Origin of the sequence: Peribacillus simplex (assembly GCF_900156045.1) — a bacterium.
GTDB lineage: Bacteria > Bacillota > Bacilli > Bacillales > DSM-1321 > Peribacillus > Peribacillus simplex_D.
On sequence record NZ_FTMX01000008.1, the window covers coordinates 82,709 to 98,514 of the forward strand.

Consider the following 15,806-nt stretch of genomic DNA (forward strand, 5'->3'; position numbering starts at 1 on the left):
ATCTCCTGCCTTTTATCTCTTAATATCTTCCATTTTACCTTCCATTGCCGAGAGTATCTCCTTTTCGGTTGCCAAAGGAGTATCCCCAACGACAGTACATGCCAGCATTCCTGAAACAGCCGCAAACCGAACTGTCCTTTCAGGGGAATACCCTCGTAATTCGCCATGTAAGATTCCGCTGGTGTAAGCATCGCCTGAACCTATTCTATCATATACGGAAAATGATAGGATATCGGAAAAGTAAAATGTTTCTTCCTTGTATATATACCCCCTCAATGTATGGCTATTATCACTGTTGATTGAACGGTGTGTCCCTGCTATCGACTGAATATTGAATTTCTTTGCCACCTCAGGGATCAACTCGATTAGCTGTTCTTCCCTTGTGGAACCTTCAGACTTCATTCCTAAAATATATAGGGCGTCTTTCTCATTCATCATGACGATATCAGCCAAAGCAAGCATTTCTTCATAATGAGGCTTTGCGTCAGCATAACCTCCCTCCCATAAAGAGGGCCGGTAGTTGCAATCGAAACAGACTGTACCGCCTTTTTCTTTAACTTTTCTAGCCAGCACCTTCATACTTTCCCGTACATTTTCCGCCATTGCAAGCGTGATTCCGCAAAAATGGATGATATCCGTACTTTCCGAAATCATATCCATGTCATAATCGGATAAGGAGGCTGTATTAAAACTGCTTTCCAGTCGATTGGAATATGTGACACGGCTCGCCCGCTGTCCAAAACCATTTTCCAAAAAGTACATCCCCAAGTATTTGCCACCTCTAGAGATGAAGTTCCTTCCAATTCCTAAGCGCTGCAAAGATGAAATCGCGGAATCCCCAAGGGGATTATCCGGTAACTTTGTCACAAGATACCCATCATGTCCGAGCTTTGTCATCGCAGAAGCAACGTTTACCCCCGTGCCTGAAAAGGAGTATTGCAGAGTGTTGGCCTGTGATAGCAATTCATGTCCTGGTACCTGCAAACGCATCATTACTTCCCCGAATGCCACAATCCTTTTAGGCATATTTTTCAACCAATTTTTTTGTTATGGCCAATAATTTCCGTACATCCTCCCCATTCGTTTTTCCAGTCTCTTCATCGATGATGGAAGAATATACGTGGGGAATGACTTTAGGCACTTTTGCTTCTAACGCGATTTCTAGTATAGTCTCGAAATTATTTAAATCGATTCCACCTGTTGGTTCCAAGGCAAATCCCTCTTCACCACAAGCTTTTGCCACAGCACGATATTCATCTTCATGCTTCAGGCCTTTCATCGGGAAGTATTTCAGAGCATTTCCTCCCATATCGCGAACCAGCGCAATGGCAGCTTTGATAGGCACAATGGCAGTTTCACTTGCACCTGCACTTTCTGGACCAGTGGAGATATTCACATAACCCACTTTCCCAGTTGGAGAAACAAGTGAATTTATCCAACTGTCCTTATCGCCTAAATTGGCCCTCGTAGCACCAACAGCAGGAAAAACCTGGTTAATATGACTGCCTGGATAGTATTTTGCTATTTCTGCGACAACCGCTGCCTGTCTATTATCGCCCGCGCCCAATCCTATTGAAACGGCCTCATCAATGGCTTTCCCATATTCTTTCATTGCTGTAACACCAGCTTCAACAGTTGGATAATCCTTTGAGAGTACACCAACCAATACATGGCCTTCCGCTGCTTCAAAGACTTCCACTGCATTTTCTACACTATTTGCAAGTACATTTAAGGCTACACGATCATTCAAAAACCGTTTGTTTATGTTTGTCATCCTTGTTTTCCTCCTAATATGGTGCTTAATTGTGCTTCAATGACATGTATATCATCACCTTGCAATGGACGCGGATCTATATCGAAAAAGCCCTGCCGTATCCCATAATCACGTGTGTAAATGGCGATATCCCCATTTCTGAGCTGCTCGTTCACTTCCTTCGCCGTTGTTTCCGTTATTAAAGGATCAATGGAAATACGTGCTCTATATATGGCACGGCCGGCTTCATCCTGAACTATCGTTACTTTTACGCCCTCAATGGATTCAAGTGATGTGAGAACTTGTAAACTAGCTTTTTCTTTTTCGCTATTATCCGTCTTGACGAAATACTCATCCAATGCCTGAAGCAGCCCAAAGGTAGTTTCCTTTCCAACCTTCATGCTCCTTCCGATACAGTGCAATTGAACCTTTACCCATTCGATATATTTTTTTCTGCCAGCAACGATACCGGATGTGGGTCCTTCAATAGCTTTTGATCCACTATAAATGGCCAAGTCGGAGAATTGAACATATTTTTCCAAATCCTCCTCCGCTGCTGCATCGACAATCAGAGGGATATTATTCGTTTTGGCCACTTCCCATGCTTCTTCGACCGATATCATATTTTTCTGAACGGCATGATGCGATTTCACGTATAAAATGGCAGAAGTATTTTCATTTATGGCATCCGCAATATGTTCTGCCTTCCCTTCGTTTGCATACCCAACTTCAACCAATTTTCCGCCACCTAGGTAAATCATGGTTTCAACCGGTGCACCATACTGAACGTTATGGCCTTTAAGCATGATGATTTCATTCTTTTGTATGAGATCTTGATGAAGCCTTTCGCTTTTCCTTCTATTTCCTTCCGTAACGATCGCAGCTACTGAAAGCGCAATTCCACTCGATGCTGAGTTTACGACGACAGCTGCTTCGGAATGAAGCAAATTCGCTATATGCTGGCCTGACTTATCGACTAAATCAGAAATCTCAACATAATTTTGCCCACCTTTTTTCATCGCGTCCATCACTGTGTCAGTTGGGGCAGAAACCCCCAGTATGCTCATTCTTCCGCTTGCATTTATGACTCTTTTCAAACCGTATTTAGCATTCAATGAATTCTCCATTTATAACCACTCCTTTTACGACAACTCTTTTTTCTGCCATCCTTTTTTCTCCTTCGGAATCGATTAAAAGGGTCGGCTCATTCTTGATCGAGAATAAGGTCAAGTTCGCAGTATCCCCTGCTGAAATCCTGCCAAGCTCGGGTTTATGCAACCAAGCTGCTGCATTGACCGTAACGGCATCTATTACTTCCTTTAATGGATAACCCAGATACAAAAATTTTGTAAGCACATTAGCCATATTAAAAACTGGCCCATTCTCTCTGTTTTTCCGATATATATCAGTACTGATCGTATTAAAGCGTATTCCCCGCTTTTTCGCCATTTCTGCAGTTTTAAATGAAAAGCTTGCCGTTCCATGACCTACATCCAAATGGACACCACGTTCAATCGCCTTACTTAACTCAGGAAGCGGCTCTTCTCTTTCATCAAATAAATTATTCGCTTTACCATTTAAAAAATGTGTAATAATGTCCTTTTCCTCAAGTAATTCAAGGACTTCTTTAATATCAGGCGGCCCTGAACCGATATGGACCATTAATGGTAAACCACTTTCAGCCGAGAACTTCCTAGCGATTTTTAATGGCTCGACACCATTTGGGCCAACCACGCTTTTACTTATTCTCGCTTTAAGTCCAACGACAAAATCCCCGTACTTGGAAATTGCCTTCCTTAATTCCTCTTCGTCCAGCCATGAAATATCCGATAACTCATCAATCCTTTTCAAGCCAATCCGTGAAATATTCAGAAAGGCGAAAACATTCGTTTTGGAATTTTCACAGCTGTTAACGAGATCAGCTATCCTATCTGCCCCCGTGCTTCCCGCATCAATGACCGTTGTTACACCAGTTTTATATCCAATCTCATCAACCTCATCACCATAAGGATCGAATTCCGGGAAAGCATGTACATGCATATCAATCCACCCGCTGGAAACAAAAACTTTTTGATCATAATCAATTATCTTATCCCCTGTTGCAGTTCCGGGAAGTGCGATTTCTTTAATCATTCCATTTTCCAGTATGATATCCGCTGCATTTCCCTCTAACATCTTTACATTCTTCAGAACTAACGTATCTGTCATTTCCCTCATCCTTTTCGGTACATCCTATCGATTGCAAGTACTTTGTATACGGTTACACTGAATTGTGTAAGAATTCATTTCATTTCTCTTTACAAAAATAGATTATCATATTTTGTTGAACTAATCAATATAACGTTATAATGTTTGATTTAAATTTACAGAATTTTTAATGGATTATCACTTATTTTCTATGTGCTCATTAGTTTCTTCCTTATAGTGTGATCTCATTTAGTTTTTTTAAAATTTACCGTGCTATTCTTTACAAAATAACGATTGATGTAAGCCTCTACTCTAATTATCCAGAAATAATGCTTTTAACCTGTTTTAAAATTTTTTCCTTAGTTTACATATTTGACTCCCCATATACTGCACTGGCATCACACTCGCTGGCAGTCCTATAGTTTAATAGCAGTTTATTTTTCCGGTAAAACACGCTTATCATCTATCAGTCGATGCTAATGGTTAAAAAACAAGTTTATCTAAAATAACGGATACTTATTGCACTAAGTCAAACCTTTCATTGGGAAGCCTTCGTTAATTACTCTACCTGGTTCCCACGTAATACGGAGGAAATGGTGCTTTCCAAAACAATAAAGACCAAGAATGCTATTTTAAAAGCATTCTTGGTCTTGTTATTTGCCGTACTTAATTTGGTATCAATTTATTATGACAACCTTTACTATTGTCCCGTTCCTATAATGAAAGCCTTTAATTTACCTTTTTAGTTCCTTTCCAATGGATTTCCCTCAAACGGTATTTTTGTAGCTTACCTGTTGCCGTTTTCGGTAAAGACTCTACGAATTCAACTGTTGTGGGTGCTTTAAAGTGAGCCATTTTAGAGCGGCAAAAGGTTATGATCTCATTTTCCGTCACTTCCGCATTGGGGTGCAGCACAATGATTGCCTTGGGCGTTTCTCCCCACTTTTCGTCTGGGATGGCAATGACCGCCGCCTCCAAAACATCTGGATGTTTATACATTACCCCTTCCACCTCTGTTGAAGAAATATTTTCTCCCCCTGAAATGATTAAATCCTTAGCCCTGTCCTGTATTTCAATATATCCATCAGGATAGGTCACTGCCAGATCTCCTGTATGAAACCAGCCATCCCTAATTGCTTCGGCCGTCTTTTCCGGATCCTTATAATATCCTTCCATTACAACATTGCCGCGAGTAATGATTTCCCCCAGTTCCTTTCCATCCCAAGCGACTTCTTTCCCATCTTGATTGACTACCATCGTTTCCCCATTGAAAACCAATTCAATTCCTTGTCTTGCCTTTATTATTGCCTGTTCGTCCGCCGATTTAGCTTCAAACTCATTCTTCCACTCGTTATAAAGGATGAAAGGGGAAGTTTCTGTTAATCCATATACGTGAATCATATTCAAGCCAAGGATTTCTTGTGCCTTTTGTATAAGCGCTGCTGCTGGAGGTGCACCTGCTGTTGCCATCCTTGGGCGCACTTTGATATTTGTTTCTTTTGCTTTAGGATCATTCACTAGCATATTGACGACAGTAGGTGCCCCGCATAATAATGTAATATTATGATGGGCGAATAATTGGAGGATAAGAGGGGGATCGACTTTCCTTAAACATACATGAGTCCCGCCAGTAGCCGTTACCGACCATACACCTCCCCAGCCATTAGCGTGAAACATTGGCAGGGTATGTAAGTATACATCGTCATGATTCACTCCAAGGTGATAAATGAAATTAGCGGCGTTCATGTAATTCCCGCGATGGGTTAACATTACCCCTTTTGGTTTTGAAGTCGTTCCACTCGTATAATTTATAGTCAAAAGTTGATTTTCATCGATTGTAACCTCTGGCAGTGCTTCATCAATTGCATGCAAAATGAAATTTTCATAGTCTATTCCAGGTAAAGTGGTTTCATGTCCTTCAACATGGACGATAATGATTTTTTCCAAGGAAAGTCTAGTAAGGATCTTTTCGATTGGAGCGGTGAACTCTTCATCGACAATCAACATTTTTGAATCGCTATGCTTGATGATATATTCCAAATCCTCTGCAGCAAGTCTATAATTCAAAGGAACCATAACCGCTCCCATTTGACAAATGCCATAAAAACATTCCAACATATAATGCGTATTTGGCAACATTACTGCAATATGGTCGCCTTTTTCAATTCCCGAAGAATACAGTGCTTTGGAAAGTTGATCTGTCCGCTGCCCGAATTCCTTGTATGTAAACTCTTTCTCTTCATCGATGACTGCCACTTTATGAGGATAATATTTTACGGCCCTGCGCTTCCAATCCATTGGGGTTAATGGGGAAAACATTTTACCATCTCCTTCTTTTGAGATTCTCTGCTTACAGCACACTTCCTCTGCCTGGTTCGTCATGATGAGTCATTGAGAAAAAAATTTCTTAACCTTTTTGATACAGATTCATTTTCCAAAAGTCATATCTTCTTTAATGGATTTCTTAAGAATCATTGAATAACGTTATACCTAGGGACTGACTTGGATAAATATTTTTTAATTATTCTGATAATTAACCCCCTAAAAACAGTGGAATTCACTGCTTTAGAAAATATTATGTCCCTCTTCTTTCTATTATAATGGAAACTATACACGTCAGGAAGACTATATTTTATTCTCTATGCAAGATGATGCATGTTCGGTAAGTTTACCGACGATTTGTTTGAGCCGTTGCGTTTCCTCTTCATTTAGGACTCCGTAAAAGTCACGAAAGATTTGGGCAAAACACTTATTTATGGAATGATAGGTTTTCCTTCCACTTTCGGTGGATTGGATAAAAACGAACCGCCGATCATCCTCACTGTGTACCCTCTCAATCAACTTCTTCCGTTCAAGCCGGTCAATTAGTGCAGTTCCTGCTGCAGGTTTGATTTTTAAATGATTCGAAACATCCTTAACTGCTATGGATTCAGTCAAGACAATTAATTGCAATGCGCGGTACTGTACAGAAGTTAAATCATATTTAACCAATAACGGTTCCACCAATTCCTGTGAGAGGCTGCTTAATTCCTTGATTTCTAGATGTAAATTATACAATTCACTTGAATGCATGTTTGACAATCCTTTCTTATTGACACTATCTATCTAAAACTATAACATAATTAACGTATCAAAAAATTAACCATGCGAATTAAATTGGTTATTGATTTTTAAAGAGAGAGAGAGGCTGTCCATGTCAGCAGAACAACGCAAAAAGATCATTATCCTCATGATCAATATGTTTATAGCAATAGGAAGTTTCGGTATCATCATTCCCATTTTACCAGCATACCTTGCCTCCATTAATCAAGGAGGAACCGCCGCTGGCCTAATGATTGCCATTTTCGCAGGTGCACAACTTATCTTTTCACCAATTGCCGGAAAATGGACTGACCAATTTGGGCGCAGAAAAATGATTATTTATGGATTGGTCGGTTTGACATTATCCATGTTTATTTTTTATGCAGTCAATTCCATTTGGTTATTATATGCTTCACGCATCATTGGCGGGATCGGGGCAGCTTTGCTTATACCCGCAATTTTTGCTTATGTAGCCGATATCACCACATTTGATCAACGCGCTAAAGGAAATAGTTTAGTATCTGCCGCCATGTCACTGGGAATTGTAGTCGGTCCAGGAATTGGAGGTTTTTTAGCTGACTTTGGCTTGAAGTTTCCCTTTTTGATTTCTGCGCTGGTATCCCTATCAGCTGTGGTATTTTCAATTTTTGTTTTAAAAGAAAGCGAAACGGCACAGGTTACTCAACCCATGGATGCAAAAACCGAAACGATGGTTCGGAAGATTGCCCTATCCGTGAAAATGCCCTATTTCATCCCACTCATCATTACTCTAGTAATGAGCTTTGGCTTAATGGCATATGAATCTGTCATTGGTCTTTATCTTGATAATCAATTCAATTCAAGCCCTAAGGACATCGCCGTCATGGTTACAGCCACCGGTATCGTCAGTGTAATTGTACAACTGTTTGTCGTCGACCGGATTGTACACCGTTTCGGGGAAGTGAATGTGCTGAATATCTTTATCAGTGTTGCAGCCATCGGTTTCCTCCTATCACTTTTTGCTTCAAGTTACCTGATTTTCTTTTTAATTTCACTGGTCATCTTCCTTTCCACCTCCATCTTACGTCCAGTTCTTAACACACTGATTTCCAAGATGGCAGGAAATGAGCAGGGCTTTGCAATGGGTATGAATAATGCATATATGAGCATCGGAAATGTGCTCGGACCTACTCTTGCCGGAATGATGTATGATGTCCACATTACCTATCCGTTCATGTTGGGCCTTATCCTCTTATTCATTACTTTGCTGATTACCATGGCTTGGCAAAAGCGATCTCTTCATGCAAAGGCATTATCCTAGAGCTTAAAAGACATTTCAAGTTTTATACCTTAACGAAACCCCCGAGTAGCAGCCGCCATTCGGGGGTTTTCATTATGATTTTATCAATTTAAATCCTCCAAAACAGTATATCCACCAGTTCAAATACTTCAATCTCTCAAGTATTCGCTCCTATTTCATGCGGAAACAGCTCTAAATCTTGTGTGAAATTTGAATTCACGAGTAAAAGGGGATAATTCACGAGTAAATGTATGAATTTCACGAGTATTTGCTCCAAATTCACGAGTAAATGGCACAAATTCACGAGTAAACACTCAACCTCTCATGTTTTTACTCCTATTTCATGCGGAAACAGCTCTAAACCTTGCGTAACAATCGAATTCAGGAGTTTTGATTTACAAAATAAACCGGGAAATCATGCATTGACCAAAATAAAAAGCGGCCTTATTTCTGAAAATAAGGCCGCTTAACATTCAGTTTTCTCCATTCATATTGTTATAAGGGGAAATTGAATTTCATTTAATATAAATGGCTTTCTTACCTTTACTGCTTTCAAAAGCCGCATCAATGATTTTAATGACCGATAACCCTTCTTGGGCAGTGACTGGAGCTTTTTTCCCGCTCAATATACTATCGGCAACTGCCTGATAATACGTTAAATAAGAACCATGCAGTGTTTCAATGGTTTCATGTATCTCATTTTCTCCTTCAACCGTAACCAGCTTACCATAGAATTCGGGATCATCTGCACCCCAAGAGTCATCCATCGGTTTTTTCCCTTCACTTAGGGCAGCCTCTTGGCAATCAAGACCGTACTTGATAAATGATCCTTTACTTCCATGCACCTGATACCGCGGTCCATTATTCGGAACGATGGAGCCTGAATGCAAGATGACTCTCAGCTTTTCATATCCTAATATCACATGGAAATAATCATCCGTTTCTGCATTTTCTTTTTGGGAAAATACATCTGCCCAAACGAATTGCGGCAATCCAAACAAATGCAGTGCTTGATCGATGAGATGTGATCCTAAATCATAAAGCATGCCTGATCCCGGGCCCGGTTTTTCCCTCCATCTATCCCTGACCACAGGCCTGTATCGATCATAATGGACTTGGTATGTATTGATTTCCCCAAGCACTCCATCATCCATAAGTTTTTTCACGGTCAAAAAGTCATTATCCCATCTCCGGTTATGATAGACACTTAATAGCAGATTCTTTTCCTCGGCAATCTTAATTAGCTCCTCTGCCTCCCATGCTTCCACTACCATCGGCTTTTCAAGGATGACATGCTTCCCGGCTAACAAGCATTGCTTGGCCATTTCATAATGCAAACCACTCGGTGTCGTAATAACAGCCAAATCAATGGACGCGTCTTCAAGAATTTCATCTAAGCTGCTTACCACTTCCACATCTTTCAGATCTTTTTGGACTTTTTCCTTCTTGGAGCTGACAACTTTCGTTATTTGAAACTCCCCTAAAACACCTAGTAATGGAGCGTGAAATGTTGCTCCTGACAATCCGTACCCAACTATGCCCACTTTAATTTTTCTCATTTTCGTTCCCACTCGCTTTCTTGTTCCTCTTAAACAATTATAAATTGATCATACATTCTATTATATTTCATTGTCCGGGTACTTATCTCTCAAAAACTTGACAGACTGATTAATCAATTCTTTCAATACATTAACATCGATATCTGCCACTTTATTGATGTACACACACCCTTTTCCGGAAGTGTGTTTTCCAAATGCCTGTAATAATTCTTCCCTTTTTTTATCCCCTGGAGAAAAATATAAACTGATTTTTGCTTTTCGAGGGGAAAAGCCTACCAGAGGGGCATCTCCTTCGTGACCTGATTCATATTTATAATGATAGATACCGAACCCAATGATGCTCGGTCCCCACATCTTTGCCTCATAACCTGTCGTTGTGGTGAAAACATCCAACAATTCATATGCATCTTCACGCTTTTTTGGATTATCGACGTTCTCAATGAACTCAATGACACTACTGTCAGTTTCTTTGGTTTTTTGTTTATACAAGACCGGAACCTCCCCATTCTAAACGTTTGAAAAATGCAAAAGATATCCCTTGCTCAAAACTTGGTACACTTTATGATCGTATTTTATAGATTGACGTGTATGTATACAGCCTTCATTACCGCTGATATCCTATTTATTCAAATGATTGGCGGAAGAGCTTCATTAATAGTTCTCCAAGCTTCATGGCAAATCCTTCATTCAATACCCTTATATATTATAGAACATTGATTCGTTTTATTCTATTTTAAGAGCAGAGTTAATAAAGATATATCTTTTGCGCGTTTAAAACCAGTACTTTATCATAAAAATCTCTACGATCAGAAAATATAATCCTGATCGTAGACTTTTAGTGTATCAGCTATTGCCGCCGGATCTTTTCAATTTCATCAGCTATGAATTGTACTTGTGTCCCAACGATTACTTGAATACTTTGGGGACCCACGATATTGATTCCAGCAACCCCTGTTGATTTGATTTTATTCTGATCGACAGCTCCCATGCTCTCCACCTCAACCCTTAATCGGGTAACGCAGTTATCTACAGATATTACGTTAGCGTCTCCGCCTAAACCTTCATAAATAGCGGAAGCCATTCCAAAGAATTTACTCTCATCATTCCCGCCATGACTGCTGTCTGCTTCCGCAATCACTCCTCCACCATCAAGCTCATCTTCTGTATCATCTTCTCTGCCTGGAGTCATTAAATTGAACCTTTTTATCAAGAATCGGAATAAGAAATAGTAAATGACAGCAAAAGCCAGTCCTTGAAGAAGCAGCATATAAGGTTCATTTGCCAATGGCAATCTTGAACTTAAAACAAAGTCAATGAATCCAGCACTAAAACCGAACCCTGCTGTCCATTGGAAAGTCGCAGCAATAGCTAACGATATCCCTGTTAATAAGGCATGCACAACAAATAGGGCTGGTGCAACAAACATGAAAGCAAATTCCAACGGTTCAGTAACGCCTGTGAAAAATGAAGCGAAACCAGCTGCGAGCATTAATGAGGCCACTTGTTTTTTCTTCCGTGATTTTGCTGAATGGTACATGGCAAGAGCAGCAGCCGGTAAACCGAACATCATGACGGGAAAGAATCCGGCTTGATACATGCCCGTGGTTCCTTTTATTCCTGTTCCAGCCCAGAATTTACCGATATCGTTAAGTCCTATTACATCGAACCAGAATACGGAGTTTAACGCATGATGTAAACCTGTTGGTATCAAAAGCCGATTGAAAAATCCATAGAGTCCTGCTCCAGCTGCACCTAATTCACTTATTCCTTCCCCAAATATAACTAACCAGGAGTAGATGAGTGGCCATACGAAGAATAATATAAGAGAAACGAGTAACATGACAACCGCAGTAAGGATCGGGACAAGGCGTTTACCGCTAAAGAAAGCGAGTGCATCCGGCAGCTCGACCTTACTGAACCGATTATACATTGCTGCCGCTATAAGGCCCGAGAGGATTCCGACAAATGCATTTTCTATTTTCACAAATGCTGGATTTACATCTTTTGCATCAATTCCTTGCAGCATCGCTACCGAGTCCGTGGAAAGCAATGTCGTTACGACTAGATAGGCTACCAGACCGCTCAAAGCTGCGGCTCCATCTTTCCCTTTCGACATCCCCAACGCCACTCCAACAGCAAACAAGATAGCCATATTATCAATGATCGAAGAACCCGCTTTAATTAAGAAAGCCGCTAATGGACTTCCCGCTCCCCATCCTGCTGGGTCTATCCAATAACCGATCCCCATTAATATGGCGGCTGCCGGCAATACGGCTACTGGCAGCATCAAGGAACGCCCAATTTTTTGAAGATATTTTTTCATCCCGCTTTCCTCCTGACGAGTACTGATTTAGGGCAAACCCCATATTCTATTAGACAACGGTTCCTTCCATTTTAGAACTGCATTTCAATTATAAATTTGGCTTTATTCAGGAATAAAGTCTTAGCGATTTTCTCTTCCTTCGAAAGTTCATCAAAAAAAGAAAAGTCCAACCGGACTTTTCTTTTTTCACTTATTTATAGAGCAAGTAATTTTTGCGAACCTTTTTAAAAGCATCCTGCTTTACTTGATATTCTTTCATGATTTCATTTACTGATGAACCTTCTTCAATTCTTGACATTACCCATCCATTGCCAATCAATAAATTGAAATTGTTGGCTGCAAGGAATTCGAAATCTCCAGGATATAGATCCTGAATGGTCTTGATTATGTGAAGTCCGGTAGGGACAGCTTTGAATTGCTCTCTATCCGTTATATAAATTTCCACTCCGTGGCTAAGTTTACCTGCATGTTTTGAAAATGTAGGTGTAAAGGAGGCTGCCCTGAATTTTACGCCAGGTAACCTTAATGCATTTAATTTATCAGCAAGCTCTTCACCGTTTATATAAGGAGCACCAATCAACTCGAATGGTTTAGTCGTTCCTCTGCCTTCCGAGACATTCGTTCCCTCGATCAAGCCTGTAGCCGGATATACGAACGTAGTGGAAACTGTCGGCATATTCGGTGACGGCAAGACAAAAGGGAGACCAGTATCGTCATAATCCATATCTCGCTTCCAGCCTTTCATCTTGATGACCTTTAGATCTGCACCAATTTTAAATTCCTTATTGAACAAAGTCGCGAGTTCCCCAACAGTCATCCCATGCTTTAGAGGTATTGGGTACAAACCAACAAACGATGAGAATTCTGGTTCAAGTACAGGCCCTTCTACCGACTCCCCGCCTTGAGGGTTGGGCCGGTCCAGCACGATAAATGGGATATCATTTTCTTTTGCTGCTTCCATCGCATAAGCCATCGTGTAGATATAAGTGTAATAGCGTGTTCCGACATCCTGGATATCAAAAACAAGGACCTCAACATCCTTTAACATTTCAGGCGTCGGTTTTTTCGTTTTGCCATATAGGCTATAAACGGGCAACCCTGTTTTTTCATCAATATAATATTCAACGCTTGCACCAGCTTGTGCATCTCCACGCACTCCATGTTCAGGACCAAACAACGCTGTCAAATTAATATCCGGATCATCATTAAGTAGATCGACGATGCTGGTTAATTTAGAATCGATCCCAGTTGGATTCGTAATCAATCCGACTTTCTTTCCGCTTAACACGTTCTTTTCTTCTTTTAAAAGAACTTCAATACCGGGACTGACCTTTTGTTTTTTCTTCTCTTTAACAGCGGTTACACTTTTTGAAGAAACGATGCCGAAAGTCAACAGGCAAATGATAAATAGGGTTATCATTCTTTTCAAATTGCTTCCCTCCCTATTTTTTAATGGGTCTTCCAGATTTAATATCTAATCCATATCCAAATTTATAAAGGCTTTGATCGGGCTTGGTTACTGATGGTATATCGACTGGCAACGTGCCTTTAGGTTTTGATTCACCAAAAATGGTCGAGATGCCTGCCGGGATATTTGGCTGTCTATAACGTCCATTCGAATACCCTTTGAATCCGTAAACAGCAAGAACCGCTTTCGCTTCCTCAAAGTTTGCAACGTCATACGGGTTTCTTAAACTCATTAAAACAAATTCTTTATCTTTCTTCTTAGCATGATTCATGACCGCCCTAGGGAAGGCTGTTGCCCACTTCGACGAATCTTGAATGCTATCATCTATCACTCCGTCATTGACAGCCGGATCGTTTTTGACAATATAGGAACCGGTTATGACAAAGTCCGATTCATCAATGAGTCTGGCCACTTGATTTGAAAATGACTTTCCTGAAAAACTAATACCCGTTATTTGGACTTTCTTGATTTTCTTTTTATCAGCTAATTCGCTGATGCTCCTGGACATGGATTCAACTTGGTCATCAAAAGGAGCTAGAATTAAAACTTCATCATTTTTCTTGGGTTTGAAAGGCAATGTTTTGTCTTCATTTTTCAATAGAGTGATGGCATCTTCCGCTATTTTCCTTTCTTTTTTCAAATGATCTTCATTTCCGACCACTTTAAGCGCGGTTTCGATTTTTTTATCGATCGGAGCATCATCAGTGTTTAATATCCCTTTCTTCACTTTCAGTTCAAGTATCCTCGTTACAGATTGATTGACTTGACCTAGGGGAATTTCCCCACTTTCCACTGCTGCTTTCACTGCATTGAATACAGAGGTTAAATTCTTTTCCATTTGAAGCGAATTAACCTGAGCAGGCATCAGTGCAATATCAACGCCAGATTTCAAGGCAAGGACCACAGCTTCTTCCTGTCCGAAGTTGTCCGCGATGGCATTCATATTCAAAGCATCAGTAACCACAACACCGTCAAAGCCCATTTCTTCACGTAATAGACCCGTGATGACCTTTTGTGACAACGTTGCAGGAACCATAATTTCTTGACCGTCTTTTTTACTGATATACTTAGTGTCATCGAATGCAGGAAATTGAACGTGTGCTGTCATCATCATATCAACTCCAGCATTGATTGCCCTTTGGAAAGGAACCAACTCGATGGAACGCAAACGTTCTTTATCATGAGAAACAAGGGGGAGACCATAATGACTATCGACTGCTGTATCTCCATGGCCGGGGAAATGCTTGGTCGTCGCTATCATGTTCTGATTTTGCAATCCTTTTATCATCTGAATGCCAAGCTTTGATACAAGTTCCGGATCAGAACTGAAGGAACGAACGCCAATAACAGGATTTCCGGGATTATTATTGACATCGACAGACGGCCCGAAATTGACATTTATGCCAAGTGACGACAGTTCCTTGCCAATGATTTCTCCAGATTGATAAGCGTACCTCTCATTTCTGGCTGCACCAAGTGCCATATTACCAGGAAGGTTCGTTCCAGTTTGAAGGCGAGTAACGATACCTCCTTCCTGATCGATCGTTATGAACAGCGGCAGATCCTGGCTTGCCTTCTGCAATCCATCTGTTAGCCGAACCGTTTGTTCGGTATCGACTACATTCTCAGCAAACAGAATCACACCGCCCAGATGATATTTTTTGATGATGCTTTCAACTTCTGGGTTCATTTCAATAAACCCGGTCGCCTTCACTTCTCCTTGTTTTTGCCAATTACGAAAATCCGGCATTAGCATTTGACCGACTTTTTCATCGATTGTCATGTTTTCTACGATTTCCTGAATATCAGATTCAGATTTTTCATTCTCTGATCCCCTTGCTGTCGCATTCCCTCCCAAAATGGATAGAACAAAGAATAATGCGATTCCAGTAGGGGCACATATCCTTTTTATCATTTAGGCTTCCTCCCTTGTATACTTTTTAGTTCCGTTAGCAACAATTCCATGTCCACTTTCAAGAAGGGGTAAAAATGAATGGAAATGAACTATATAGATCCTATAAAGAAATCAAGGCAGCATTGGAAACCCAGCAGCCGCCTCTTTTAACAAGCCATTATGAAATATATCCATTTACCCCCTATATAATCGATTCAATTGGTCACTCAATTATAAGGTTTACCATTTGACCAGGCTTTAG

General features: G+C 40.5%; 13 protein-coding genes. 2 read left to right on the forward strand and 11 right to left on the reverse strand.

Features of this window, described 5'->3' with window-relative positions; genetic code table 11:
- Nucleotides 1-12: 12 nt before the first annotated feature.
- The 6 genes from BW986_RS23495 to BW986_RS23520 all read right to left on the reverse strand — a co-directional run bounded on the left by BW986_RS23495 (nucleotide 13) and on the right by BW986_RS23520 (nucleotide 7,012).
- Complete coding sequence (locus tag BW986_RS23495) at nucleotides 13-1,026, reverse strand: sugar kinase (protein WP_076371582.1); 1,014 nt, start codon at nucleotides 1,024-1,026, stop codon at nucleotides 13-15.
- On the reverse strand, nucleotides 1,019-1,774 hold the full coding sequence (gene dagF / locus BW986_RS23500; protein ID WP_076371350.1) for a 2-dehydro-3-deoxy-phosphogluconate aldolase: 756 nt from the start codon (nucleotides 1,772-1,774) through the stop codon (nucleotides 1,019-1,021). The genes BW986_RS23495 and dagF overlap by 8 nt, the downstream gene beginning before the upstream one ends.
- Nucleotides 1,771-2,880 carry a DgaE family pyridoxal phosphate-dependent ammonia lyase gene (locus tag BW986_RS23505; protein ID WP_076371352.1) on the reverse strand — a complete coding sequence of 370 codons (1,110 nt, stop codon included), beginning with the start codon at nucleotides 2,878-2,880 and terminating at the stop codon, nucleotides 1,771-1,773. Before BW986_RS23505 ends, dagF begins: the two co-directional genes overlap by 4 nt.
- Nucleotides 2,858-3,961 carry an amidohydrolase/deacetylase family metallohydrolase gene (locus tag BW986_RS23510; protein WP_076371584.1) on the reverse strand — a complete coding sequence of 368 codons (1,104 nt, stop codon included), beginning with the start codon at nucleotides 3,959-3,961 and terminating at the stop codon, nucleotides 2,858-2,860. The genes BW986_RS23505 and BW986_RS23510 overlap by 23 nt, the downstream gene beginning before the upstream one ends.
- A gap of 708 nt (nucleotides 3,962-4,669) precedes the next feature.
- Nucleotides 4,670-6,259 carry a long-chain-fatty-acid--CoA ligase gene (locus tag BW986_RS23515; RefSeq protein ID WP_076371354.1) on the reverse strand — a complete coding sequence of 530 codons (1,590 nt, stop codon included), beginning with the start codon at nucleotides 6,257-6,259 and terminating at the stop codon, nucleotides 4,670-4,672.
- 306 nt (nucleotides 6,260-6,565) lie between these two features.
- Entirely contained in the window at nucleotides 6,566-7,012 is a 447-nt protein-coding gene (locus BW986_RS23520) for a MarR family winged helix-turn-helix transcriptional regulator (RefSeq protein ID WP_076371356.1), read from the reverse strand.
- Between the two features lie 121 nt (nucleotides 7,013-7,133).
- Here BW986_RS23520 and BW986_RS23525 point away from each other — a divergent pair, with 121 nt between their 5' ends.
- Nucleotides 7,134-8,321: an MFS transporter gene (locus BW986_RS23525; protein ID WP_076371358.1), complete on the forward strand. Its 1,188-nt coding sequence runs from the start codon at nucleotides 7,134-7,136 to the stop codon at nucleotides 8,319-8,321.
- A gap of 494 nt (nucleotides 8,322-8,815) precedes the next feature.
- Here the strand turns inward: BW986_RS23525 and BW986_RS23530 are convergent, their stop codons facing one another.
- From BW986_RS23530 to BW986_RS23550, 5 genes are all read right to left on the reverse strand, one after another.
- A complete protein-coding gene (locus BW986_RS23530; protein ID WP_076371586.1) occupies nucleotides 8,816-9,859 on the reverse strand; it encodes an oxidoreductase in 1,044 nt (347 codons plus the stop codon).
- A 60-nt stretch (nucleotides 9,860-9,919) separates the two neighbouring features.
- Nucleotides 9,920-10,348 carry a DUF1801 domain-containing protein gene (locus tag BW986_RS23535; RefSeq protein WP_076371360.1) on the reverse strand — a complete coding sequence of 143 codons (429 nt, stop codon included), beginning with the start codon at nucleotides 10,346-10,348 and terminating at the stop codon, nucleotides 9,920-9,922.
- A 358-nt stretch (nucleotides 10,349-10,706) separates the two neighbouring features.
- Complete coding sequence (nagE, locus tag BW986_RS23540; protein ID WP_076371362.1) at nucleotides 10,707-12,182, reverse strand: N-acetylglucosamine-specific PTS transporter subunit IIBC; 1,476 nt, start codon at nucleotides 12,180-12,182, stop codon at nucleotides 10,707-10,709.
- A 190-nt stretch (nucleotides 12,183-12,372) separates the two neighbouring features.
- Entirely contained in the window at nucleotides 12,373-13,611 is a 1,239-nt protein-coding gene (locus BW986_RS23545; RefSeq protein WP_076371364.1) for an exo-beta-N-acetylmuramidase NamZ family protein, read from the reverse strand.
- 13 nt (nucleotides 13,612-13,624) lie between these two features.
- On the reverse strand, nucleotides 13,625-15,565 hold the full coding sequence (locus tag BW986_RS23550; RefSeq protein ID WP_076371366.1) for a glycoside hydrolase family 3 protein: 1,941 nt from the start codon (nucleotides 15,563-15,565) through the stop codon (nucleotides 13,625-13,627).
- Nucleotides 15,566-15,639: 74 nt separating this feature from the next.
- Here BW986_RS23550 and BW986_RS30400 point away from each other — a divergent pair, with 74 nt between their 5' ends.
- On the forward strand, nucleotides 15,640-15,795 hold the full coding sequence (locus BW986_RS30400) for a hypothetical protein (RefSeq protein ID WP_179086150.1): 156 nt from the start codon (nucleotides 15,640-15,642) through the stop codon (nucleotides 15,793-15,795).
- Nucleotides 15,796-15,806: the final 11 nt, after the last annotated feature.